The sequence below is a fragment of the Rhodanobacter sp. OR87 genome, assembly GCF_000473345.1.
Taxonomy (GTDB): Bacteria; Pseudomonadota; Gammaproteobacteria; order Xanthomonadales; family Rhodanobacteraceae; genus Rhodanobacter; species Rhodanobacter denitrificans.
Genome location: NZ_AXBJ01000016.1, coordinates 1 through 24,096, shown reverse-complemented (window position 1 = coordinate 24,096; position 24,096 = coordinate 1). Strand labels below are relative to the sequence as shown.

Genomic DNA, 24,096 nt, shown 5'->3' with positions numbered 1-24,096 from the left:
TCAGAAACCCTGCACGCCGGCCGCGTGCAGGCGGGCGGCTTGCGCGCGAACCGCGGGGCAGTCGAAGAACGCCACCAGCTGGTTCGCGCGGCCGGCGCCGATGCCTTCCATTGCCTGCCAGTCGCCGGCCGCGCGCGAGCTCAGGGCGGCCCAGTCGGGCAGTCCGGCCGCCACGCCGGAGGGCGCGCCCAGCGCCTGCAACCAGCGCGCGAACGGGCGATCGCGCGCCGCGGCAAAGCTGCGCGCCAGCGCCGTCGCACGGCTGGTGCCCAGGCCGGGCACGCCCGCCAGCTGTGCCGGCGTGAGCTCCATCCAGTCCAGCAGGCCATGCACCAGCCCGGCGTCGATCAAGGCCTGCCACGTCTCCGCGCCCAGCCCCTCCAGCTGCAGGCCCTGCCGGCCACCCAGCCACACCAGCCGCGCGCGGAACTGCTGCTCGCAGCCGGGCGTGGCCTGCCAGCAACTCAACGGGCCGTGCGCCTGCGGGTCGGGCGGCGTCACCGCAACGCGCTGCTGCGCGCGCCATACCACCGATTGCAGGCGCGGGATGGTCAGCCCGGCGAGCACCACCTCGACCTGGTCGCCGGGGCGGATGTCGAGCTGTTGCCAGCGCTTGAGCGAACCCACGCTGACCCGCTGCACGCGATGGTCGTCCAGCTGCACCGGCGCCAGTTCCAGCACCGGCGTGATGCGGCCGCTGCGCCCCACCGTGAAATCCACCGCGCGCACCTCGGCCAGCGCCGACGCGGCCGGGTACTTCCACGCCACCGCCCAGTCCGGCGGTGCCGCCGGCCAGCTCGCGGCCGGCGGCCGATGGCCCTGGCGCAGCACCGTGCCGTCGGCGGCGAACGGCATGGGATGGCGATACCACCGCTCGCGCCAGCGCTTCACCTCGTCCAGCGTGGCCACCGGCTGCGTGTACGCCACGCTGTCGGCCAGCCCCATCGCCGCCAGCCCGGCCAGCCGCGCCGGCATGTCTGCCGGGCCGCTGGGCCAGTCCCACACGAACAGGCCGATCTGCGCGGCGCTGTCGGCATCCAGCGCCTCGCGCGCCAGCGCACCGGCCACCGCCGCGCGCGCGTTGGCGCCGCCGTCGTCGGCCTGCACGTGGCCGGGCAGGCGCCAGTACAGCTCGCCCTGCAACACCAAGCGTGCCGGCGCCTGCGGCAGCCGCTTCGGTATCGCGTCGATCAGTTGGGCCAGCGCCGTCCAGTCCGAGCCGTGCAAGCCATCGCCGCGACTGGTCGCCTGGCGCAAGCGGCCGTCCACATACAGCAAGGTAACCGCCACGCCATCGGCCTTCGGCTGCACCCACAGGTCGCGGTCGCCGTGCGCGTGCATCCAGGCGCCGATCGCGGCGGCATCCGGCAACTTGGCCAGGCCGGTCTGCGCCACCGGTGCACGGACCCGGCCGCCGGCGTCGGCCAGCGGCGCCAGCGGCGCCGGTGCCTGCGCGGGAAAGCAGCGCCGCCACGCGGCAAGGCGCTGGCTGGCCTGGTCGTAGACCGCATCGCTCACTGGCGACTGGCCCTCGACGCGGTACGCATGGTTCCAGCCGTCCAACCGCGCATGCAGCGCGGCGAGTTCCTGCCGCGCCCGCGCCGGCGGCCAGTCCGGGCAACCCGCCGCGTGCGCTGCACCGGCCATCGAGGCGAGCAGGATCAGCAACAGACAAGTCGTGCGCATGCGACGCTCCGTTCCGTGGATGGCGTCGGCGAGGCTAGCGGCGAGGCCGCGCGACGGTCAGGCGGCGACGGGCGCGGCGGCACGTAGGCGCGAGGCGTCAGCCGATGGCGGTCGACCGCTCGCCGAAGCGCAGCAGCGTCTGGCCGTGGTAGCGGCCGTTCGGCCCGAAGCGGCGCTCCGCGATCACGCCGCAACCGTCGCGGTCGATCGCCACCACGGTGCTGGCGCGGGTGCCGTACTGTTCGCCGCGGATGAACGCCGACGACAGCAGACGCTCGCGTTCCAGCCCCACCCCGGTGTCGGGCAATTGCGTATCCGGCGCCTGCCGTTCATCGGCAAGCGCCTCGAACAACGGCGCGAAATCCGTGTCGTCGCCGGCGTCGATCCATTGCTGCAGCCGCTGCATCAGCGTACGGGTCTTCGGCCACGGTGTGTTGAAGTCGGCGTTGGACAGGCCGTGCACGCCCGGCGTCACTGCCTGCGCGCGCGGGTTGGGGCGGTTGCCGAGATAGAACGCCGCGCGCGCGTCGAAGGTGAGCAGGTTGAACGGCCGGTAGTCGGCAGCCGCGCGCAACAGCTGCTCCGCATGCGCCGCCGCATCGGCCTCGCCGCGCAGGTAGTCGCTGGCCAGCAGGCCGCGCGAGGCGCCGAGTTGCGGATCACGCGGGTCGCGCACGTTGGTCACCACGCAGCAGCGCCCGCCGTCGGCAACGCCCAGCCAGGTGCCGCCGGCCTCGAGATCGCGGCCGCCGACGATCGGCGCGTCGTCCCAGCGCGCCAGTGCCGCGCTGGGCCGCGCGTGGAACTCGTCACGGTTGCCCGCCAGCAGCAGGCGCCAGCGCGGATGCGACTCCCAGGCGAACGCGATCAGGCACATGCGCGAAACTTACGCCACGCAGGCCACCGCTTCCAGCGGAAGCTCGGCGAGCATTCGTGCGATCGAGCCGGCTGCCTCGCGCCCGTCGTGCACCGCGCGCACCACCAGGTCGGCGCCGCGCATGTTGTCGCCGCCGGCGAAGATCTTCGGGTGGCCGGTCTGGAACGGCAGCGCACCCGCGTCGCCGGCCAGGATGCGGCCGCCGGCGTCCAGAGCGATGCCATGTGTGGCGCACCACGCGGGCGGACTGGGACGGAAGCCGAACGCCTGGATCACCACGTCGGCACGCAGCTCGGTCTCGCTGCCCTCGACGTGCTGCAGCCGCGCGCGGCCGTCCGCATCGCGTCCCACCTCGGTACGCACCAGGCGCACGCCGCGCACCCGGCCTTGCTCGCCGAGCAGGGCCAGCGGCTGGTGATGGAACAGGAAACCCACGCCCTCCTCGCGGCTGTAGGCGATCTCGCGGCGCGAGCCGGGCATGCTGGCCTCGCCGCGTCGGTACACGCAGGTGACCGAGGCGGCACCCAGGCGCACCGAGGTGCGATTGCAGTCCATGCCGGTGTCGCCGCCGCCGAGTACCACCACGTGCTTGCCGTTGAGGTCGAGCGCCGGCGGCACCGGCTGGTCGTCGAGCAGGCGGTTCGCGTTGGCGATCAGGAACGGCAGCGCGTCGTGCACGCCATCGAGCTCGCGCCCGGGCAGCTCGCCGTCGACGAAGGTGTAGGCGCCGGTGCCGAGGAACACCGCATCGTAGTCGGCCAGCAGCCGCTCGAACGCGAGGTCGCGGCCGATCTCCACGTTGAGGTGGAAACGCACGCCCATGCCTTCGAGCACCGCGCGGCGGGTGTGGATCACCGTCTTGTCCAGCTTGAACGGCGGGATGCCGAAGGTGAGCAGACCGCCGATCTCGCGCTGGCGGTCGAACACGTCCACCGCGATGCCGGCGCGGCGCAACCGGTCCGCGCACGACAGCCCGGCCGGGCCGGCGCCGACCACCGCCACGCGGCGGCCGCTTTCCACCACGCCGGACAGGTCCGGCCGCCAGCCCTGGCGGAACGCCTCGTCGGTGATCGAGCGCTCGATGCTGCCGATGGTCACCGCGCCGAAGCCGCCCTGCTCCAGCGTGCAGGCGCCTTCGCACAGGCGATCGTGCGGGCATACGCGGCCGCAGATTTCCGGCAGCGGGTTGGTCTCGTGCATCAGCGTGGCGGCCTCGAACAGGCGCCCGTCCTGCACCAGCTTCAGCCAGTCCGGGATGTAGTTGTGCACCGGGCAGGCGTGCTCGCAGTACGGGTTGCCGCAGTCGAGGCAGCGCTCGGCCTGGCCCACCGCCGCAGCCGGTGCGAAGTCGCCGCTGATCTCGCCGTAGCCGAGCACGCGGATCGCCACCGGCACCGCCTTGGGTGGCTGGCGGGGGAGATTGAGGAACTGGAACAGTTTGTCGCTCATGCCGCCCTCCGCAATTCGTCGGCCAGCGCGGCGAGGCTGGCCGCCTTCGGCTTGACCAGCCAGAAGCGCTGCAGCAGGCCGCGGAAATCCCCGAGCAAATGCCGCGCCCACGCGCTGCCGGTGAGCTCGGCGTGGCGCGCGATCAGGCTGCGCAGGTGCTGCATGTGGTGTTCCATGCCTTCGGGCGTGATGCGCACGATGTCGACCAGCTCGTGGTTGTAGCAATCGACGAAGTTGCGCTCGATGTCGAGCACGTAGGCAAAGCCGCCGGTCATGCCGGCGCCGAAGTTGAGGCCGCAGGCGCCGAGCACGGCGACCACGCCGCCGGTCATGTACTCGCAGCAGTGGTCGCCGGCGCCCTCGATCACCGCCAGCGCGCCGGAGTTGCGCACACCGAAGCGCTCGCCGGCGCGGCCGGCGGCGAACAGCTCGCCGCCGGTGGCGCCGTACAGGCAGGTGTTGCCGAGGATCGCCGCGTCCTGGCTGGCGAACGGCGACTCGGCCGGCGGCCGCACCAGGATGCGCCCGCCGGCCATGCCCTTGCCGACGCCGTCGTTCGCCTCGCCGGTGAGCTCGATCTGCACGCCGCCGGCATTCCACGCGCCGAGGCTCTGCCCGGCACTGCCTTCCAGTTGCAGGGTGATCGGTTCGGGCATGCCGTGGTCGCCCCAGCGCCGCGCCACCGCGCCGGACAGCCGCGCGCCGATCGCACGGTCGGTGTTGGCGATGGCGTAGCGGAAGGTGCCGCCTGCGCCCAGTTCCACCAGCGGCGCGGCATCGTGGGCGATGCGCGTGGCCAGCGCCGCTTCGTCGCGCATCGGGTTGCGCGCCATCGTGCAGCCGCTGTCGACCGCGGTGCCGAGACCGTCGGCGTCGATCAGCCGCGACAGGTCGAGCTGCCGCTGCACCGGCGTGCTGCCCTCGGCCTGGCGCAGCAGGTCGCTGCGGCCGACCAGCTCGCCGAGGCTGCGCACGCCGAGCTGCGCCAGGTGCTCGCGCACGTCCTCGGCGAGCAGGCGGAAGTAATTCATCACCATCTCGGGCAGGCCGGTGAAGTGCTCCTGACGCAGCGTCTCGTTCTGCGTGGCGATGCCGGTGGCGCAGTTGTTGAGGTGGCAGATGCGCAGGTACCTGCAGCCCAGCGCGGCCATCGGGCCGGTGCCGAAGCCGAAGCTCTCGGCGCCGAGCAGCGCGGCCTTGATCACGTCCAGCCCGGTCTTCAGGCCGCCGTCGGTCTGCAGCCGCACGCGCCCACGCAGGCCGTTGCGGCGCAGCGTCTGCTGCGCCTCGGCCACGCCCAGTTCCCACGGCGTGCCGGCGTACTTGATCGAGGTGAGCGGGCTGGCGCCGGTGCCGCCGTCGTGACCGGAGATGGTGATCAGGTCCGCGCCGGCCTTGACCACGCCGGCGGCGACCGTGCCGACGCCGGCGTGCGAGACCAGCTTCACCGAGATCAGTGCGGTCGGGTTCACTTCCTTCAGGTCGTGGATCAGCTGCGCCAGGTCCTCGATCGAATAGATGTCGTGGTGCGGCGGCGGCGAGATCAGGCCGATGCCGGGCTTGGCGTAGCGCAGCCGCGCGATCAGCTCGTTGACCTTGTGCCCGGGCAGCTGGCCGCCCTCGCCGGGCTTGGCGCCCTGCGCGATCTTGATCTGCAGCACCTCGGCGTTGACCAGGTACTCGGCGGTGACGCCGAAGCGACCGGAGGACACCTGCTTGATCTTCGAACTCTTCTCGGTGCCGTAGCGTGCCGGATCCTCGCCGCCTTCGCCGGAATTGCTGCGCGCGCCAAGACGATTCATCGCGATCGCCAGCGCCTCGTGCGCCTCCGGCGACAGCGCGCCGAGCGACATGCCGGCGGAGTCGAAACGCTTGAGGATCGCCTCGACCGGCTCGACTTCGTCGAGCGGCACCGGCTGGCCCGCCGCCTGCGGCAGCAGCAGGTCGCGCAAGGCAGACGGCGGGCGCGTGTCCACCTGTTGCGCGTAGCGCCGGTAGTCGGCCATCGCGCCGCTGCGCACGGCGACCTGCAGCGTGTCGATCACGTCGGGGTTGTACATGTGGTACTCGCCGCCGTGCACGTACTTGTAGATGCCGCCGGCGCGCAGCGGCTGCGCCTCGTTCCAGGCCTCGGCGGCGAGCAGGCGCGCGTCGTGCTCGAGTTCGGCGAAGCCGGCGCCGCCGATGCGCGACGGCGTGCCGGCGAAGCACAGCGCCACCACTTCGGGCGCCAGGCCGACGATCTCGAACAGCTGCGCGCCGCGGTAGCCGGCGATGGTGGAGATGCCCATCTTGGAGAGGATCTTCAGCAGCCCCTTGCGGATGCCGCGGCGGTAGCTGCGGCCGATCTCGCGCGCCGTGCCGTCGCCGCGCTTGATGTGGCCGTCGCGGCCCAGCTCGAACAGGCTCTGGTAGGCCAGCCACGGGTAGATCGCGGTGGCGCCGAAGCCGATCAGGCAGGCGAACTGGTGCGCGTCGCGCGCGGTGGCGGTTTCCACCAGCAGGTTGCACTGGCAGCGCAGGCCGCTTTCGACCAGATGCGCGTGGATCGCGCCGACGGCGAGCAGCGCGTGCGCCGGCAGCGTGTCCCGGTTCGGATAGCGGTCGGTGATGAAGACCATCCCGGCGCCGCCGCGTACGCCCTGCTCCGCTTCGCGGCAGAAGCGGCGCAGCGCCGCTTCCAGCCCTTCCTCGGGCCGGTAGCACAGGTCGATCTGCACGGTGGCGTCGACGAACTGCGGCAGCGCCAGCAGCTGGCGCAGCTTGCGCTGCGAGCAGATCGGCGAGTTCAGCAGGATCTGCTTCGCGTTGTCCGCCGACAGCTCGAACAAATTGCCTTCGCGGCCGAACTGGGTGACCAGCGACATCACCAGCCGCTCGCGCAGCGGATCGATCGGCGGGTTGGTGACCTGGGCGAAACCTTCGCGGAAGCGGTCGAACAGCGGCCGCACCTGGCGCGACAGCGCCGCCATCGGCGTGTCGTCGCCCATCGCGCCGGTGGCTTCGGCCTCGGTCTCGGCGAGCACTTTCAGCACGCTCTCGCGCTCCTCGCGGCTGAGGCCGTACAGCTTCTGGTAGCGGCGCAGCACTGGCGCCGGCAGCGGCTCGGCGGCGAGGCTGGGATCGATCAGGTCCGATTCGAGATAGCTGACACCGGCGCGCAACCAGTCGCGAAACGGCGCGCGGCTCTTGTTGATCGCATCGATGTCGGCGTCGTGCAGCAGGCGCCTGCCGGCGAAATCCACCGCCAGCATCTGGCCCGGGCCGAGCCGGCCCTTGGCCACCACGCGCGCGGCCGGCACGTCCCACAGGCCGGCCTCGGAGGCGACGATCAGCAGGTTGTCGTCGGACAGTGCCCAGCGCGCCGGGCGCAGGCCGTTGCGGTCCAGCGTGCAGGCGGCGTAGTGGCCGTCGCACATGACCAGCCCGGCCGGGCCGTCCCACGGTTCGCTGTGCAGCGCGTAGTACTCGTAGAAGCCGCTGAGGTCCTCGTCCAGATCCTCGCGCGCCGCGTACGCCGGCGGCACCAGCACGCGCATCGCGGTGAGCATGTCGAGGCCGCCGGCCAGCAGCACCTCCAGCGCGTTGTCCAGGCTTTCCGAATCCGAGCCGTCCTGGCGCACCAGCGGGCCGAGGTCGGTGAGGTCGACCCGCGGCGAACGCAGCACCGCCTCGCGCGCCTGCATCCAGCGCCGGTTGCCGCGGATGGTGTTGATCTCGCCGTTGTGCGCGAGCAGGCGGAACGGCTGCGCCAGCCGCCATTGCGGCGTGGTGTTGGTGGAGAAGCGCTGGTGGAACACCACCGCATCGCTGGCCAGCGCCGGATGGTGCAGGTCGGCGAACACGTCGCGCAGCCGGCCGGGCGCCGCCATCGCCTTGTAGCCGATCGCGTGCACCGACAGGCTCACCACGTAGAACTGCGGGTCATCCGCCAGTGCCGCCTCGGCGCGGCGGCGCGCGCGGAACAGCGCGCGCTCGAACGCATCGTCGTCCATCCCGGGCGCGGCATTCACGAACACCTGGCGCACGCGCGGGCAGGTGGCGTACGCCAGCGGGCCGCAGGCTTCGGCATGGATGGTCACCTCGCGCCAGCCGGCCAGCGCCAGCCCGGCCTCGGCCAGCTGCCGCTCGAACGCGATCGCGGCCGCCTCGCCGCCAGTCGGGTCGAGGAACACCAGCCCGGCCGCGAAACGCTCGCCCGGCACGATACCGTCCGCCGCGGCCAGCGCGCGCAGCCAGTCCGCCGGGCGATGGATCAGCACGCCGCAACCGTCACCGCTGATGCCGTCGGCGTTGACGCCGCCGCGGTGGGAGAGTTTCGCCAGCGCCGCGAACGCGGTGTCGACCAGCGCGGCGCCGGCGCGCCCGTCGATCTGCGCCACCAAGCCGAAGCCGCAGCTGTCGTGCTCGAAAGCCGGGTCGTACAACGTCGCCGTGCCGCTTGCCGCCATCTCACCCCTCCGGGCTGCGCAGGCTGCCGCGATGCCGATGGCACCGTCGTTTTGCGCAGGAGCGGTTCCGACTAGAGCACAATTGTTGCGGCGCGTCAAAACATTTGTTTGGACGGCTAGACTTCCATCCACTGTCGTCACCGGATGCAACCGTGGCGGGATCGGCGCGTCGAACGGCGCGCCCCCGCCGCAACCCTCGCCGTGGCCGGCGGCGGATCCGCGGCGAACCCGCGCCCGGCGTGCGGCACCGCCCGACACGCCCGTCTCGCTCCATCCGCTCCGCTCGGGGATAATCGGCTGCATGCCCAAACCCATCCGCTTCGCTGCCCACCCCGTCCGCTGCCTGATCTTTGCCGCACTGCTGGGCTGTCTGGCCGTCACTCCGCTGCAGGCGCGCCAGGACGGCACGAGCCGCAGCGAACAAGCCGAGGCGAAGCAGAAACTGGCCGAGCTGCGCCACAAAATGGAGGCGCTGGCCAGGGAGCAGGTCGACACGGCGGCCCGCCGCGACAGCGTCAACGCGGAACTGGCCAGGCAGGCCAACGCACTGGCCGGCGCGGCGCGCGCGGTGCGCCAGACCGATGCCGAGCTGGCGGCCAAGCAGCAGCAGCTGGACCAGCTGCAACAGCAGCGCGGCGCGCTGAAGCAGACGCTGGACAGCCAGCGCGCCGCTATCGCCGACCTGCTGCGCGCCACCTACGCGCTCGGCCACGGCTCGGACCTGCGCCTGTTGCTGGGCGACGAGGACGTGGCGCGCATCGCCCGTGCATTGGTGTACTCGAAATACTTCCAGCAGGACCGCGTGCAACGCGTGCAGCGGCTGATGGCCGACCTGGCCAAGCTGCAGGAGCTGGAGGACGCGATCACCGCCGAGCAGCAGGCGCTGCAGGCGACCCGCGCCCAGCGTGAGCAGCAGGCCGCCGCGCTGGCCCGGCAACGCGTCGCGCAACAGCAGCTGGCCGCCGAGACCGACGCCCGCTACAAAGACCAGGCGCAGCGGCTGGCCGCGCTGAAGCAGAACGCGCAATCGCTCAACAACCTGCTCGACAAGCTGCAGAAGGCGATCGACGAAGCCGCCGCGCGCGCCGCCGCCGAACGCGCCGCGACGGTCAGGAAACATCCCGGCCACCGGCCGCCGCCGCTCGCGGTCGGCGGCGCCGGCGCCAACATCCGCGGCAACCTGCCGTGGCCGGCCAGCGGCGTGGTCAACAGCTACGGCAACGGTGTGCTGATCAAGGCCGGCGGCGGCAGCGAGATCCATGCCGTGGCACGCGGGCGGGTGATCTACGCCGGCTTCCTGCGCGGTTACGGCATGCTGCTGATCCTCAACCACGGCAACGGCTGGATGAGCATGTACGGCAACAACGAGAGCCTGCTGCGCGAGGTGGGCGACCAGGTCGAGGCCGGCCAGGCGATCGGCACCGCCAGTCCGCCCACCGGCGTCAATACCGGGGTCTATTTCGAGCTGCGCAAGGCCGGCAAGCCGGTCGACCCGCGCAGCTGGCTGAGCCAGCGCCGTTGACGCGACCGCCGCCGCATCGCAGGCTAGCAACGAGTTAACGCTGAATTACCCCGGCATCTGGTTGTCTCATGCCTGACCACTTTTTCCGTCGCGCTCCGGCGCGGCGTTGGCTGCTGCACGGAGTCACACGCATGCGTCTTTCCCCTTCTAGCCCGCCGATCGGCATGGCGGTCCTGCTGCTGGCCGTTCCGTTCCTGCTCGCCGCGCCGGATGCCCGCGCGCAGAGCGCGCCGGCGGCTGCCGCCAGCATGGCGGCGCCGCCGGTCGACCTGCCGGCCACCACCAGCAGCGCCGACGCGCCTGCCGGCGCCCGTTCCGCCAACCAGGTGGATCTTGACGACATCCGCAACTTCAGCCGCGTCTACGAGGTGGTGCGCCAGGCCTATGTGGAGAAGGTTGACGACAAGACCCTGATGAAGGCCGCCATCACCGGCATGCTCAGCGGCCTGGATCCGCACAGCGAATACCTGGACAAGGACGGCCTGACCCAGCTCAGCGAGGACACCACCGGCGAGTACAGCGGCCTCGGCATCGAGGTGCTGCAGGTCGACGGCGGCCTGCGCATCGTCTCGCCGATCGACGACACCCCGGCGGCGCGCGCCGGCATCAAGCCGGGCGACAGCATCGTCAAGATCAACGGCAGCGTGGTCGACGCGCAGAACGTGGACGAGATGTTCAAGCAGCTGCGCGGCAAGCCGGGCAGCAAGATCGACCTGACCATCGTGCACCCGAACAGCGACAAGCTGATCGACCTGCACCTGGTGCGCGAGAACATCTCGGTCAGCAGCGTCAAGGTGCGCGAGCTGGAGCCGGGCTACGCCTACGTGCGGATCAGCCAGTTCCAGGAGGACACTGCCGGCGACCTGGAGAAGAAGCTGGGCCAGCTGATCGCCGAGCACGGGGCGCCGAAGGGCGCCGTGCTCGACCTGCGCAACAATCCGGGCGGCCTGCTCACCGCGGCGGTGGGCGTCAGCGACGACTTCCTCGATGCCGGCACCATCGTCACCACCCGTGGCCGGCTGCAGGACGCGAACATGAGCTTCAAGGCCCACCCCGGCGACCAGCTCGGCGGCGCGCCGATGATCGTGCTGACCAACAACGGCACCGCCTCGGCCGCCGAGATCGTCTCCGGCGCGTTGAAGGACAACCACCGAGCGCTGACCATGGGCCAGCGCACGTTCGGCAAGGGCGTGGTGCAGACCGTGCTGCCGCTGGACGCCGACCACGCGGTGAAGATCACCACCGCGCGCTACTACACGCCGAACGGCACCTCGATCCAGGCCGAAGGGATCAAGCCCGACATCGCGCTGGCCGACCTCACCGTGAACGAATCCGACCGCGGGCCGGTGCTGATCAGCTCGGAGGCCGACCTGCCGAACCACCTGGCCAACGAGAACGCCAAGGCCGGCGCCGACATCAACAACGACGGCAGCGCCGACGACGCCAAGCTGGCCACCAGCGACTACGCGCTGTCGCAGGCGCTGAACGTGCTCAAGGGCATGGCGCTGCGCCAGCCTGCCGCCGTGCGGCGCTGAACCGACGCCTCACCCCGTGCAGACAGACACGAAAACGGCCCCGTGCGGGGCCGTTTTCGGTCGAGCCGTGATGCGCTGTTCAGGCCACCGCGGCGAACAGACCGCGCATCTTCTTCATCGCGTTCGCCTCGATCTGGCGAATCCGCTCGGCGGACACACCGTACTCGTCGGCCAGGTCCTGCAGCGTGGCCTTGCTGGCATCATCCAGCCAGCGGCGCTGGATGATGTCGCGCGAGCGCGGATCCAGATGGCCGAGCGCATCGCTCAGCGTCTCCATCTGGTTGTCGGCGTAGTCCTCGTCGGCCGCGTTCTCGTACGGGTCGGCGCCATCGTCCACCAGGAACGCCGCCGGGGCCGGCTTGGCGTCGTCGTCGGCATCGGCCGGGGCCTCGAAACCGATGTCGCGGCCGGACAGGCGCGATTCCATCTCGCGCACGGTCGCCTCGGGCACGCCCAGATCCTTCGCCACGGTACTCACCTCGGCCGCGTTCATCCAGCCCAGGCGCTTCTTGCTCTTGCGCAGGTTGAAGAACAGCTTGCGCTGCGCCTTGGTGGTGGCGACCTTGACGATGCGCCAGTTCTTCAGGATGAACTCGTGCATCTCGGCACGGATCCAGTGCACCGCGAAGCTGACCAGGCGCACGCCCTGGTCGGGGTCGAAGCGCTTGACCGCCTTCATCAGGCCGATGTTGCCTTCCTGGATCAGGTCGGCCAGCTGCAGGCCGTAGCCGCTGTAACCGCGCGCCACGTGCACCACGAAGCGCAGGTGCGACATCACCAGCTTCTTTGCCGCCGACAGGTCTTCCTTTTCGTTGTAGCGGCGCGACAGTTCCTGCTCCTCGTCCTGGCTCAGCACCGGGATGCGATGCACGGCCGAGATATAGGCGTCCAGGCTGCCGACGACGCTGGGCAGGTTGCTGGGGGTGATCGCCAAGGCTTGGGACATGGGTGGAACCTCCTGAACGACGTCAAAGTTTAGCACTCGGATGGTTGGAGTGCTAAAGCGCGAGTTGGTTCCGCGCTTTTGTAAACTGAATGGTACAGATATTTGTCACCCTTGTCCAGCGCCCCACCCCGCCGGCAAAGACTACCGACACGGCCTTCAAGCGGGCGTGAAACCGTCCCCCAGCGCGGCGCGAGGCGGCAGCGACCAGTCGATCGGCGCCTGGCCGTGCGCTTCCAGATAGCGGTTCGCCGCGGAAAAATGTCCGCAGCCGAGGAAGCCGCGGTGCGCCGACAGTGGCGAGGGGTGCACGCTCTTCAGCACACAGTGCTTGCGAGTGTCGATCAGTTGCCCCTTGCGCTGGGCGTAGCTGCCCCACAGCAGGAACACGAGGCCTTCGCGCTCGCGGCCCAGTGCGTCGATCGCCGCGTCGGTGAAACCTTCCCAGCCCTTGCCCTGGTGCGAGCCGGCGCGGCCTTCCTCCACCGTCAGCACGCTGTTGAGCAAGAGCACGCCGCGGTCGGCCCACGGCGTGAGGCAGCCGTGGTCGGGGCGCGCAATGCCGAGGTCGCGCTGGATTTCCTTGAAGATGTTTTCCAGCGACGGCGGCACCCGCACGCCGGGGCGCACCGAGAAGCACAGGCCATGCGCCTGGCCGGGGCCGTGATACGGATCCTGGCCCAGGATCACCACCCGCACCGCGTCGAACGGAGTATGCGCGAACGCGGCGAAGATCTCCGGCCCGGGCGGGTAGATGCGCTTGCCGGCCTGCTTCTCCGCGCGCAGGAACGCCGCCAGCGCCTGCATCTCCGGGCGCAAGAGGTAGTCGCCGATGCGCGCCTTCCACGACGGTTCCAGCCGGATCTGCGCCGCGTCGCTCATGCCTCGGCGGCGTGTTCGCGCAGGTGCCTGGCCACGCGCAGCTGGAACAGCAGCTTGGTCACCAGCAGTTTTTCCTCGACCGGCTTCTCGACCAGGTCGTTGGCGCCGGCCTTGATCAGCGCGGCCTGGTTGGCCGGGTTCTCGTCGCCGGTCATCACCAGCACCGGCAGCCGGCCCTTGCCGTAGCCGAACTCGCCGCGGACGTGCTTGAGCAGGTCGCCGCCAGTGAGCTCGCCCTTCAGGCTGACGTCGGTGAGCACCACGTCGGCGCCCACCTCGCCTTGCGCCCTCGAGGTTTCCAGCAGGGCCAGCGCATCTTCCACGCTGACCACGTGGCGCACGGTGAGACCGATCTTCTCCAGCATGCGGCGCGTCGCCAGCGCCACCACGCGGCTGTCCTCGACGTACAGCACCACGCCCTCGGCGGTGGCGTCCGGCCGCACGTAGCCGCGGATGAACTCGGCCAGCGCCTGGAAGCCGAGCGCCTTGTCGAAGTAGTCGGTGACGTGCTCGCCCAGCGAGCGGCTGTGCAGGCGCCCCTCGACGTCGCCGGACACCACCACGATCGGCACGTACGCCTGCGGCGCCGACTCGCGCACGAAGCGCGCCAGCTCCAGCCCGTCCATGTCCGGCAGGCGCAGCGCGACGGTGATGAAGTCGAACACGCCCTCGCCGAGCACCTGCTGCGCCTCCGTACCGCTGCCGCAGCCGACCACCTCGACCCCGGGCAGCTCGGCCTGCAGCACACGGCTGATCAACTGGCGCACCACGCGCGAGCCGTCGACCACCAGCACCCGCGGTGCATCGGTCAGCAGACGGCCGCTGATATTCGTACTCATGGCTTAACTTACCCACCCGACTCGTGGCCGTCCTTCGCCGATGGACCTGCGGGTGCGTCCCCTGCACCCGTCGCAAATGGGGATAGTGCACCGGAGCGGGCACCGACGGCTGCGATTCACGTCACCCCGGCGCAAGGCCGTCATGCCGCCCGGCGCAATTGCCACGCGCTGACCAACCGCGCGCCGAGCCAGCCCAGCGCCGCGGCGACCAGCGGCACCGCCAGCAGCAGCCACAACGGCAGGCCTCCGATGTGGAGCTTGCCGTCATAGGCCTGGCTCAGCTGCGCCACCGGCGCGGCCAGCGCCAGCTCGATCGCCACCGCCAGCAACGCGGCCAGGACGCCGCTGAACAAGCCATACCAGATCCCCGCGTACAGGTAGGGCCGGCGCACGAACGCGCCACTGGCGCCGACCAGCAGCAGCACGCCGATCTCCTCGCTGCGGCTGGCGATGTCCACCCGGATCGTGTTGCCGACCACCAGCAGCGCCGCCAGCGCCAGCAGCGAAGCCAGCACCAGCACCACGCGGTTGCCCACGCCGAGCAAGGCATCCAGCCGCTGCCGCCAGCTGCCGCTGTCCTGCACCAGTTCGACGCTGCGCAACGTGCGCACGTCGGCCACCAGCTGCTCCAGCGCGTGCGCATCCACGCCGGCGCGCGGCTGCAGCTGCAGCACGTACGGCAACGGGTTGGCGTCCAGCGTCTGCAGCGCACCGGAGAAGCCCTGCATCTGCGCCAGCTCGTCCATGCCCTGCTGCGGCGTCTTCACCGTCACCGCGGCCACTTCGGGGCGGTCGCCCAGTTGTCTGGCAAGCAGTTGCGCCTGTGGCGCGGTCTGGCCCGGCTGCAGGAACACGCTGATCGCCTGGCTCTGGCCCAGCGCGTTGCCGAGCTGCTGCACGTTGCCCAGCAGCAGGTAGAACGCCAGCGGCAAGGCCAGCGCCAGGCCCATCACCGCGATGGTGAGCAGGCTGCCGAACGGACGCGCGGCGAGCCGGCGCAGGCTCGACCCCGCGCTCCAGCGGTGGTGTTCCTGCCAGCTGGCGAAGCGGTTGCCGCGGCTGTGGACGTTGCGCGGCGGCGCATCCGCCGGCACGTGCAGGGTCTCGGTCGACGTGTTCACAGCACCTCCTGCGCGGCCAGGTCGGCCACCAGGCGGCCGTGATCCAGCACGATCACGCGCTTCTTCATGCGCTTGATCAGCGGCAGGTCGTGGCTGGCGATCAGCACGGTGGTGCCGACCTGCTGGAACTCGCCGAACAGGCCCATGATCTCCACCGCCAGCTGCGGGTCGAGGTTGCCGGTGGGCTCGTCGGCGATCAGCAGCGCGGGGCGCGCCACGATCGCGCGGGCGATGCCGACGCGCTGCTGCTCGCCGGTGGACAGGGTGGCCGGCAACTGCCGCTCGTAGGCGAGCAGGCCGACTTTCTCCAACGCCGCGCGTACGCGCCGGGCACGCTCGGCGCGGGCGATGCCGCCGATCACCAGCGGCAGCTCGACGTTGGCGAACACGCTGCGATCCAGCAGCAGGCGATGGTCCTGGAACACCATGCCGAGATGCCGACGCCACTTCGGGATGCCGCTGTGGCGGATCTTCGCCAGACTCTTGCCGTCCACGCTGATGGTGCCGTGCGAGGGCCGCTCGATCAGCCCCAGCAGCTTGAGCAGGGTGCTCTTGCCGGCGCCGGAATGGCCGGTGACGAAGGCCATCTCGCCGGTCGGCACCTCGAACGAAAGCTGCGAGAGCGCCTCATGGCCGCCTTCGTAGCGCTTGCTGACTTGGTCGAAATGGATCACCGCGCGTCCCCGAGCCTGCGTTTCGTCGTATCCGCGCAAGGATAAGGGAAGCCGGCCGCAAGATGCGGACTTCCCTGACCGCCGCGGGCCAACCCGCGGCGGTCGCGGCACTCAGCGGCCGGTGAACAGCCGGGTCAGGCGACGGAACAGGCTCGGCTTCTTCGGATGGGCGTGCTCGCTGGGCTTGCCCGAAGTCACCGCGACCTGCCGCGACGGCCGGCTGTGGCCGCTGCCCGCGGACTCGGCCGCGTTGCGCTCGCGGGGCGGGCGACGCTCGCCGCGCGGTGCGCGATTGCCTTCGGCGACCGCGGGCTGGTGGCCGGTCGTCTCGACGCCATCGGTCGGCGCGCCTTCACGGCGACGATTGCGGCCGCCGCGACGGCGCCGCGGCTTGCGCGTCCCTTCGGCGGCCGGACCGGCATCTGCCCGCGGTGCCGCCTCGGTCTTGTGCACGCCCTCGACGGCCGGCTGTTCGGCGGCGGTGACACGGCCGTCGGCCAGCTCCGGCTTGCGCTCGCGCGGCGGACGCGCGGCGCCGCGGCTGCTTCCGCTGCGCTCGCCGCTGCGACCCGGGGCGCCGCTGCGGCGCGGCTTCTCGCCCGGCCGCGGCGCCACCACGTCGCCAAACGCGGCGCTGTCGGCGGCGGCGTTGGCGGCGAACTCGGGGTCGATCGCGTGCGGCTTCGGCATCACCAGCAGCTCCGGCTCCATCGCGCCGACCGGGATGCTCTGGCCGATGTAGGTCTCGATGTCCGGCAGGCTCATCGCGTACAGGTCGCAGGCGAAGCTGATCGCGTCGCCCTCGGCGCCGAGCCGCGCGGTGCGGCCGATGCGATGCACGTAGTCCTCGGCTTCGTGCGGCAGGTCGTAGTTGAAGACGTGGCTGACCGCCGGGATGTGCAGGCCGCGCGCGGCCACGTCGGTGGCCACCAGGATGTCGAGCTGGCCGTCCTGGAAGCGCTGCAGCAGCTTCTGCCGCTTCAGCTGCGGCACGTCGCCGGAGATCGCGCCGACCCGGCAGCCATGGCGCTTGACCCGCTCGGTGACGCGCTCGGCGGCAGCCTTGGTGTTGACGAAGATGATGCTGCGCGACGGCTTGTGCCGGTCGATCAGGTTCAGCAGCAGCGGCATCTTCTCTTCCTTGGCCGGGAAGTAGACGACCTGGCGCACCTTGTCGGCAGTGACGTGGTCGCTCTCCACCACCAGCTTCTCGGCCTCGTGCATGTGCTCGTAGGCCAGCTCCAGCACGCGGTGGCTCAAGGTGGCGGAGAACAGCAGCACTTGGCGCTGCTCGCGCGGCGGCAGCTTGCGGAAAATGAAGCGCACGTCCTTGATGAAGCCGAGGTCGAACATGCGGTCGGCCTCGTCGATCACCATCACCTCGACGCTGTTGAGGCTGAACACGCCCTGCTTGTGGTAGTCGAGCAGTCGGCCCGGGGTGGCGATGATGATGTCGCAGCCGTCCTTCAGCTGCTGGCGCTGCTTGTCGTAGTCGACGCCGCCGTAGATCAGCGCGCTGCGCAGGCCGGTGTGGCGGCCGATCGCCTTGGCGTCCTTCTCGATCTGGATGGCCAGCTCGCGGGTGGGCGCGATCACCAGCGCGCGCGGGTCGCTGTCCTTGCGCTCGGCCACCGCCGGGGTGGTCAGCAGGTGGTTCATCAGCGCGACCAGGAAGGCGCAGGTCTTGCCGGTGCCGGTCTGCGCCTGGCCGGCAACGTCGCGCCCGGCCAGCGCTAGCGGCAGAGTCATTTCCTGGATCGGCGTGCAGCGGGTGAAACCGCTGTCGTCCAGACCCTGCTGCAGCAGCGGATGAAGATCGAAGTTGGCGAAGAAGGTGTCGGTGAGTACGGTTTGTGACATATGCGGATGGTTGACCTTGCCTGACGGCGGCGTGATGCGCTGCACCCGTTTCAGCGGCCGGGGTTCGGCGCGAAACGGTGCAGGACGGGGTGCGCGTGGCGCAGCGAAGCGTTCAATCCCGGGGTCGGCAAGGTCGCGCCGCGGCGTGCGACGCCGGATTTGACGGCGGTCCGACGGGCGGCTTGAACGGCCGCCCTTGAATCGTGCCCGGAGTTGCGCTGGAATGAGAACTCGCCGCCCTCTTCCTGCCCAACCCGCGCTTCGTGGGCGCCTGAGTGTAGCCGATGACGGGCCCGCCCGTCGTCACTCCTTGTTTTTCGGCCCCGGCCACCCCATTGTTTTCCACCTGCCAGTTCTGGCCCCCCAGCCACGGAGATCCCCGGTGAGCGACCTGATTACCCATGTGAACGACGACGCCTTCGACGAGCAGGTGCTCAAATCCGAAACCCCGGTGCTGCTGGATTTCTGGGCGGAATGGTGCGGCCCGTGCAAGGCCATCGCGCCGATGCTGGACGAGCTGGCACAGCAGTATCAGGGCAAGCTGCGCGTGGTGAAGGTGAACATCGACCAGAACCAGCAGACCCCGCGCGCCTATGGCGTGCGCGGCATCCCGACCCTGATGGTGTTCAAGAACGGCAAGGTCGAGGCGACCCAGATCGGTGCCGTCAGCAAGGGCCAGCTGACCCAGATGATCGACAAGGCCATCTGACCCCTTCGTTGCACACCCGCTGCCCGCCGCCTGCCCGGCCCCGTCCGGCAGGTTGGCGAGGCTTTACGCCGGCACGCGGCGGGTGCTAGATTCATCGCGTCCGTCGGGACAGTCCTGTCCCCTTGCGCCTGCCGCGCGACGCACACCCTCCCTCCTGCAATTCAACGGCGCCCCGCGAGGATTGCCCGTGTCCGATACCGAAAACAGAACCCCGAACGACGCCCCGGGCGCCGACGCCCGCGCCGTGGCCGAAAACAAGCCCGAGCCGCGCCCCCGCGCGCCGCGCCGCACGGCCGCCGCGACCGCGGCGGCGAACGCCGAGAAGGCCGCCGTGGCCGACAGGCCGGTCGCACCGACGCCCGCCCCGGCGACGCCGGCAGCCGTGCCGGTGCAGGCCAGCCTGCCGGCCATGCCGGCGGAACCGGCCACCACGCGCCCTGCGCCGGAGCCGCGCGACTTCACCGCTCAGACCGGGCAGAACCAGAACCAGGACTCGCCGGCCGGCCAGAACCCCGGCCAGCCGCAGAATCCGAACCAGGGCCAGAACCCGAACGGCAGCCAGAACAACGGCGGCCGCGAAGGTCGCGAGGGTCGCGGCCGCCGCCGGCGCAACGAACGCGGCGGCAACCCGAACCAGCAGCAGGGGCGCCCGCAGCATCCGCGGCCGAACCCGAACGGCCTGCCGGTGGACGACGACAACGCCGACCCGGGCAGCAACGATCGGGTGATCAACCTCACCGAGTTGAAGCGCATGAAGGCGCCGCAGCTGCTGGAATTCGCCGAGTCGCTGGGCGTGTACGAAGGTGTCGCCCGCGCGCGCAAGCAGGACGTGATCTTCAACGTGCTCAAGGCGCATGCCCGCTCCGGCGGCGGCATCTGGGCCGAGGGCGTGCTGGAAATCCTGCAGGACGGCTTCGGCTTCCTGCGCTCGGCCGACGAGTCCTACCTGGCCGGCCCCGACGACATCTACGTCAGCCCCAGCCAGATCCGCCGCTTCAACCTGCGCACCGGCGACTACATCACCGGCCGCGTGCGCCACCCGAAGGAAGGCGAGCGCTACTTCGCCATGCTGCGCGTCGACGACATCAACGGCGATCCGCCGGAGGCGTCGAAGAACAAGATGCTGTTCGAGAACCTCACCCCGCTGTTCCCGCGCAAGGCGTACAAGCTGGAGCGCGGCAACGGGTCGAGCGAGGACATCACCGGCCGCATCCTCGATTTGATCGCGCCGATCGGCAAGGGCCAGCGCGGCCTGATCGTCTCGCAGCCGAAGTCCGGCAAGACGATGATGCTGCAGAACATCGCGCAGGCCATCCAGTACAACCATCCCGAAGCGCACCTGATCATGCTGTTGATCGACGAGCGCCCGGAGGAAGTCACTGAGATCGCCCGCACCGTGCGCGCCGAAGTCATTTCATCGACCTTCGACGAACCGGCCGTGCGCCACGTGCAGGTCGCCGAGATGGTGATCGAGCGCGCCAAGCGCCTGGTCGAGCACAAGAAGGACGTGATCATCCTGCTCGACTCGATCACCCGCCTGGCGCGTGCTTACAACACCGTGATCCCGAGCTCCGGCAAGGTGCTCACCGGTGGTGTCGACGCGAACGCGCTGCAGCGCCCGAAGCGCTTCTTCGGCGCCGCCCGCAACGTGGAAGAAGGCGGTTCGCTGACCATCATCGCCACCGCGCTGACCGAAACCGGCAGCAAGATGGACGAGGTGATCTACGAGGAGTTCAAGGGCACCGGCAACATGGAAGTGCACCTGAGCCGCCGCATCTCCGAGAAGCGCGTGTATCCGGCGATCGACATCAACCGCTCCGGCACCCGCCGCGAGGACCTCTTGATCGACCCGGACATGCTGGCCAAGATCTGGATCCTGCGCAAACTGCTGCACCCGATGGACGAGCTGGCCGCGATGGAGTTCATGCTCGACAAGATGAAGAACACCAAGTCCAACGACGAGTTCTTCAATTCGATGAAGCGCTGACAGGCGGGAATCGGGAATCGCGGGATGCGGCGATTCCGCCCGGTACTGGAACGGCGGCCACAGGCCGCCGTTTTCCCTCCTGTGCCCGTCTGATCCAGCTCAAGGCGGCACCCGGGCGATGCTGCTCCAATGCAGCTCCGACCCCGCATCCCACGACACCCCTTTTCGTCGCCTTGCGCCGCCCCCATAGTGTCGGCTCCCCCAGCGAGGCTTCGCCCGTGTCCATACCCAGTGCCGTCAAGAGCACCCCGATCCAGGGCCGCCAGCAACTTGCCGATTACCTCGCCGCCGGCGAGAAGCCGCGCGAGGCCTGGCGCATCGGCACCGAGCACGAGAAGTTCGGCTTCCGCACCGACGACCTGATGCCGCCGCCATTCGAGGGTGAGCGCGGCATCCGCGCCCTGCTCGAAGGCATCGCCACGCGCTACGGCTGGGACATTGCCCGCGAGGGCGAGACCCCGGTGGCGCTATCCCGCGACAAGGCCAACATCACGCTGGAGCCAGCCGGCCAGCTGGAACTGTCCGGCGCGCCGCTGGAAACCATCCACCAGACCTGCTGCGAGGTGAACTCGCACCTGGAGGAAGTGCGCTCGGTCGCCGACGGCATGGGGCTGGGCTTCCTCGGCATGGGCTTCCAGCCGAAGTGGCGCCGCGACGAGATGCCATGGATGCCGAAAGGCCGCTACAAGATCATGCGCGAGTACATGCCCAAGGTCGGCTCGCTCGGCCTGGACATGATGACGCGCACCTGCACCGTGCAGGTGAATCTGGATTTCTCCTCCGAAGCGGACATGGTGAAGAAGTTCCGCACCAGCCTCGCGCTGCAGCCGATCGCCACCGCGTTGTTCGCCGACTCGCCGTTCACCGAGGGACGTCCGAACGGCTATTTGTCCTACCGCTCGCAGATCTGGACCGACACCGACCGGGACCGCACCGGCATGCTCGACTTCGTGTTCGCCGACGGCTTCGGCTACGAGCGCTACGTCGACTACATCCTCGACGTGCCGATGTACTTCAGCTATCAGGACGGCCGCTACATCGACCTGGCCGGACAGGACTTCAAGCGCTTCCTCGCCGGCGAGCTGCCCACGCTGCCGGGCGTGCACGCGACCATGAAGGACTTCGCCGACCACCTCACCACCGCCTTCCCCGAGGTGCGCCTGAAACAGTACCTGGAGATGCGCGGCGCCGATGGCGGCCCGTGGAACCGGCTGTGCGCGCTGCCCGCGTTCTGGGTCGGCCTGCTCTACGACCAGCAGGCACTGGACGCGGCATGGGACCTGGTCAAGGACTTCAGCCGCGAGGAACGCCACGCGCTGCGCGACGGCGTGCCGAAGCACGCGCTGAAGCTGCCGTTCCGCGGCGGCAGCGTGCGCGATCTCGCCGAGGAAGCGCTGAAGATCGCCGGCCATGGCCTGAAACGCCGCGCCCGCCTCAACCGCCACGGCGCCGACGAGAGCGTCTTCCTCGAACCGCTGGTCGAGATCGTGCAGGCCAACCAGACCCCGGCCGAACGCAAGCTGGAGCTGTTCCACGGCCCGTGGCACGGCAGCGTCGATCCGGTGTTCCGCGAGTTCGCCTACTGAGCGTATGCACCGCCGCGCACTCGCAGGAGCCGCCGGCAGACTCTGCGAAAAAGCGCGGCAGCTTCATCCTTCGGGAGAAACCCATGCCCCTCGTCCGCATCGCCCTTCGCCGCGGCAAATCGCCCGCCCAGCTCGCCGCCCTGCGCGACGGCGTCTACCAGGCCATGCGCGAAACCTTCAACGTGCCTGAAGACGACCGCTTCATCCTGGTCAGCCAGCACGACGCCGGCGAGTTCGACTACGACCCGAACTACCTCGGCATCGCCCGCAGCAACGACCTGGTGATCGTGCAGATCACCTGCAACAGCGGCCGCACCGTGGAGCAGAAGCGGGCGCTGTATCGCAGCATCGCGGAGAAATTATCCGCCGACCCGGGCCTGCGCCCGGAAGACGTCTTCATCAACCTGGTCGAGGTAGCCAAGGAGAACTGGTCGTTCGGCCACGGGATCGCGCAGTACGCGTGAGGTTCGCTCCCGGCGGAACGACGCATTCAGCGCGGCGCCGCCTCCACGACCGACCAGGCGACCGCTTCGCCCGCCCGCATCGGCCTGCAGGTCGAGGCGGCCAGCGGATATTCCTCCGGCACGATCCACGGCGCGCGCTCCAGCGCAATGCGATCGGTGTTGCGCGGCAGCCGGTAGAAGTCGGCGCCGTGGAAGCTGGCGAACGCCTCCAGCCGATCCAGCCGGCCGACTTGCTCGAACGCCTCGGCATACAGCTCCAGCGCCGCGTGCGCGGTATACAGCCCCGCGCAGCCGCAGGCCGTTTCCTTCGCCTCGCGCGGGTGCGGCGCGCTGTCGGTGCCGAGGAAGAAGTGCGCGTCGCCGCTAGTGGCTGCCTGCAGCAAGGCGGCGCGGTGCGTCTCGCGCTTGAGGATCGGCGCGCAATAGTTGTGCGGGCGGATACCGCCCTCGAACAGCGCGTTGCGGTTGAGCAGCAGGTGATGCGCGGTGATGGTGGCCGCCACGTTGGCCAGCGCGCTGGCGACGAACTCGACCGCATCGCGCGTGGTGATGTGCTCCAGCACCATGCGCAACGCCGGGAACCGCTCGCGCAGCGGCAGTAGGTGGCGCTCGATGAACACGCGCTCGCGGTCGAAGATGTCGATGGCCGGATCGGTGACCTCGCCATGCATCAGCAAGGGCAGTTCGTGTTTCTCCATCGCCTCGATCACGGCGTACACCCGCGACAACTCGCGCACGCCGGACTGTGAATTGGTGGTGGCCCCGGCGGGGTAGTACTTCACCGCGAACACGCTGCCGCTATCCTTCGCGCGAGCGATCTCGTCGACCGGCGTGTCCTCGGTGAGGTACAGCGTCATCAGCGGCTGGAAGCGCGAGCCCGCCGGCAGACTCGCCAGGATCCGCCCGCGGTAATCCTCGGCCTGCGCCACCGTGGTCACCGGCGGCTTCAGGTTCGGCATCACGATCGCGCGCGCGAAGCGCTTTGCGGTATGGCCGATCACCGAGGCCAGCGCATCGCCGTCGCGCAGGTGCAGGTGCCAGTCGTCAGGGCGGGTAATTTCCAGGCGCGTGGGTGTCATGGATTCCGGGCTCGAGTTGCGGTCGGAGATGGCAATGGTATCGCGCGGACGCGATTGGAGCCCCCGCTGTACTTCGTCGCCATAAAAAGCAGAGCTTTCACCCTCCTGCGGAGGGCGAGGTACTTCTCTTTTGGGCAAGCCAGTACTGTCCGGGGAAATTGCTCGGCGATCTCAGTAAACGATTGATCATGCGATAAAAAATGACAGCTCCGGGGTGTTAGCGATTTCAACCATGCAGGCCTCAACCTGGACGACCTCACGGGGAGGGCGTCGCCATGCACGAAGGCCAGTTTGTGTTCACGCAGCTCATGCGGCATCTGCCTATGCATACGTTCCGACGCCTCGTCGCGAAGTACGACGGCGATCGCTACGTGAAACGCTTTGGCTGCCTCGACCAGTTTTTGTGCATGGCCTTCGCTCAGCTCAGCGGAC

Annotated in this window: 18 protein-coding genes; 7 read left to right on the top strand and 11 right to left on the bottom strand. The window is 69.9% G+C overall.

Annotated features, from left to right (window positions below):
- The 4 genes from ligB to gltB all read right to left on the bottom strand — a co-directional run bounded on the left by ligB (position 1) and on the right by gltB (position 8,463).
- Positions 1-1,686, bottom strand: coding sequence for an NAD-dependent DNA ligase LigB (gene ligB, locus RHOOR87_RS0112890; RefSeq protein WP_027485240.1), 1,686 nt, complete (start codon positions 1,684-1,686; stop codon positions 1-3).
- A 97-nt stretch (positions 1,687-1,783) separates the two neighbouring features.
- A complete protein-coding gene (locus tag RHOOR87_RS0112885) occupies positions 1,784-2,563 on the bottom strand; it encodes an NRDE family protein (protein WP_007508732.1) in 780 nt (259 codons plus the stop codon).
- A 9-nt stretch (positions 2,564-2,572) separates the two neighbouring features.
- Positions 2,573-4,012, bottom strand: coding sequence for an FAD-dependent oxidoreductase (locus RHOOR87_RS0112880; protein ID WP_027485239.1), 1,440 nt, complete (start codon positions 4,010-4,012; stop codon positions 2,573-2,575).
- On the bottom strand, positions 4,009-8,463 hold the full coding sequence (gene gltB, locus RHOOR87_RS0112875; protein ID WP_027485238.1) for a glutamate synthase large subunit: 4,455 nt from the start codon (positions 8,461-8,463) through the stop codon (positions 4,009-4,011). Before gltB ends, RHOOR87_RS0112880 begins: the two co-directional genes overlap by 4 nt.
- Before the next feature lie 301 nt (positions 8,464-8,764).
- Here gltB and RHOOR87_RS0112870 point away from each other — a divergent pair, with 301 nt between their 5' ends.
- Positions 8,765-9,985 carry a peptidoglycan DD-metalloendopeptidase family protein gene (locus RHOOR87_RS0112870; RefSeq protein ID WP_027485237.1) on the top strand — a complete coding sequence of 407 codons (1,221 nt, stop codon included), beginning with the start codon at positions 8,765-8,767 and terminating at the stop codon, positions 9,983-9,985.
- A gap of 131 nt (positions 9,986-10,116) precedes the next feature.
- Positions 10,117-11,520, top strand: coding sequence for a S41 family peptidase (locus tag RHOOR87_RS0112865; protein WP_027485236.1), 1,404 nt, complete (start codon positions 10,117-10,119; stop codon positions 11,518-11,520).
- A gap of 79 nt (positions 11,521-11,599) precedes the next feature.
- On the opposite strand, the gene rpoH is transcribed toward RHOOR87_RS0112865, so the two are convergent.
- The 6 genes from rpoH to RHOOR87_RS0112835 all read right to left on the bottom strand — a co-directional run bounded on the left by rpoH (position 11,600) and on the right by RHOOR87_RS0112835 (position 17,839).
- Positions 11,600-12,466, bottom strand: coding sequence for an RNA polymerase sigma factor RpoH (gene rpoH, locus RHOOR87_RS0112860; protein WP_007508743.1), 867 nt, complete (start codon positions 12,464-12,466; stop codon positions 11,600-11,602).
- A 156-nt stretch (positions 12,467-12,622) separates the two neighbouring features.
- A complete protein-coding gene (gene ung, locus RHOOR87_RS0112855; protein ID WP_027485235.1) occupies positions 12,623-13,345 on the bottom strand; it encodes a uracil-DNA glycosylase in 723 nt (240 codons plus the stop codon).
- The gene (locus RHOOR87_RS0112850) at positions 13,342-14,184 is read right to left on the bottom strand and encodes a response regulator (protein WP_027485234.1); all 843 of its coding nucleotides are present in this window, start codon (positions 14,182-14,184) and stop codon (positions 13,342-13,344) included. Before RHOOR87_RS0112850 ends, ung begins: the two co-directional genes overlap by 4 nt.
- A 140-nt stretch (positions 14,185-14,324) precedes the next feature.
- Positions 14,325-15,305: a permease-like cell division protein FtsX gene (gene ftsX / locus RHOOR87_RS0112845; RefSeq protein ID WP_015448883.1), complete on the bottom strand. Its 981-nt coding sequence runs from the start codon at positions 15,303-15,305 to the stop codon at positions 14,325-14,327.
- On the bottom strand, positions 15,302-15,979 hold the full coding sequence (gene ftsE, locus RHOOR87_RS0112840; RefSeq protein ID WP_015448884.1) for a cell division ATP-binding protein FtsE: 678 nt from the start codon (positions 15,977-15,979) through the stop codon (positions 15,302-15,304). The genes ftsX and ftsE overlap by 4 nt, the downstream gene beginning before the upstream one ends.
- 111 nt (positions 15,980-16,090) lie before the next feature.
- Entirely contained in the window at positions 16,091-17,839 is a 1,749-nt protein-coding gene (locus tag RHOOR87_RS0112835) for a DEAD/DEAH box helicase (RefSeq protein ID WP_027485233.1), read from the bottom strand.
- Positions 17,840-18,221: 382 nt separating this feature from the next.
- Here RHOOR87_RS0112835 and trxA point away from each other — a divergent pair, with 382 nt between their 5' ends.
- The 4 genes from trxA to RHOOR87_RS0112815 all read left to right on the top strand — a co-directional run bounded on the left by trxA (position 18,222) and on the right by RHOOR87_RS0112815 (position 22,585).
- Positions 18,222-18,548 carry a thioredoxin TrxA gene (gene trxA / locus RHOOR87_RS0112830; protein WP_007515050.1) on the top strand — a complete coding sequence of 109 codons (327 nt, stop codon included), beginning with the start codon at positions 18,222-18,224 and terminating at the stop codon, positions 18,546-18,548.
- 187 nt (positions 18,549-18,735) lie between these two features.
- Positions 18,736-20,535, top strand: coding sequence for a transcription termination factor Rho (gene rho / locus RHOOR87_RS0112825; protein WP_015448886.1), 1,800 nt, complete (start codon positions 18,736-18,738; stop codon positions 20,533-20,535).
- 218 nt (positions 20,536-20,753) lie between these two features.
- Positions 20,754-22,121 (top strand): glutamate--cysteine ligase, encoded by a 1,368-nt coding sequence (locus RHOOR87_RS0112820; RefSeq protein WP_015448887.1) that lies wholly within the window; start codon positions 20,754-20,756, stop codon positions 22,119-22,121.
- 83 nt (positions 22,122-22,204) lie between these two features.
- Entirely contained in the window at positions 22,205-22,585 is a 381-nt protein-coding gene (locus RHOOR87_RS0112815) for a tautomerase family protein (protein WP_027485232.1), read from the top strand.
- 26 nt (positions 22,586-22,611) lie between these two features.
- Here RHOOR87_RS0112815 and pyrC read toward each other — a convergent pair whose 3' ends face one another.
- Positions 22,612-23,664: a dihydroorotase gene (gene pyrC, locus RHOOR87_RS0112810; RefSeq protein WP_027485231.1), complete on the bottom strand. Its 1,053-nt coding sequence runs from the start codon at positions 23,662-23,664 to the stop codon at positions 22,612-22,614.
- Positions 23,665-23,939: 275 nt separating this feature from the next.
- On the opposite strand from pyrC, the gene RHOOR87_RS19925 reads away from it, so the two are divergent.
- Positions 23,940-24,096: DUF4372 domain-containing protein (locus RHOOR87_RS19925; protein WP_155950953.1), on the top strand; the 157-nt coding region annotated here is incomplete at its 3' end.

Excerpts from the sequence above, each read along its gene's own strand:
- ligB (WP_027485240.1), bottom strand. The coding sequence starts at position 1,686 with ATGCGCACGACTTGTCTGTTGCTGATCCTGCTCGCCTCGATGGCCGGT.
- RHOOR87_RS0112885 (WP_007508732.1), bottom strand. The coding sequence starts at position 2,563 with ATGTGCCTGATCGCGTTCGCCTGGGAGTCGCATCCGCGCTGGCGCCTG.
- RHOOR87_RS0112880 (WP_027485239.1), bottom strand. The coding sequence starts at position 4,012 with ATGAGCGACAAACTGTTCCAGTTCCTCAATCTCCCCCGCCAGCCACCC.
- gltB (WP_027485238.1), bottom strand. The coding sequence starts at position 8,463 with ATGGCGGCAAGCGGCACGGCGACGTTGTACGACCCGGCTTTCGAGCAC.
- RHOOR87_RS0112870 (WP_027485237.1), top strand. The coding sequence starts at position 8,765 with ATGCCCAAACCCATCCGCTTCGCTGCCCACCCCGTCCGCTGCCTGATC.
- RHOOR87_RS0112865 (WP_027485236.1), top strand. The coding sequence starts at position 10,117 with ATGCGTCTTTCCCCTTCTAGCCCGCCGATCGGCATGGCGGTCCTGCTG.
- rpoH (WP_007508743.1), bottom strand. The coding sequence starts at position 12,466 with ATGTCCCAAGCCTTGGCGATCACCCCCAGCAACCTGCCCAGCGTCGTC.
- ung (WP_027485235.1), bottom strand. The coding sequence starts at position 13,345 with ATGAGCGACGCGGCGCAGATCCGGCTGGAACCGTCGTGGAAGGCGCGC.
- RHOOR87_RS0112850 (WP_027485234.1), bottom strand. The coding sequence starts at position 14,184 with ATGAGTACGAATATCAGCGGCCGTCTGCTGACCGATGCACCGCGGGTG.
- RHOOR87_RS0112835 (WP_027485233.1), bottom strand. The coding sequence starts at position 17,839 with ATGTCACAAACCGTACTCACCGACACCTTCTTCGCCAACTTCGATCTT.
- RHOOR87_RS0112815 (WP_027485232.1), top strand. The coding sequence starts at position 22,205 with ATGCCCCTCGTCCGCATCGCCCTTCGCCGCGGCAAATCGCCCGCCCAG.
- pyrC (WP_027485231.1), bottom strand. The coding sequence starts at position 23,664 with ATGACACCCACGCGCCTGGAAATTACCCGCCCTGACGACTGGCACCTG.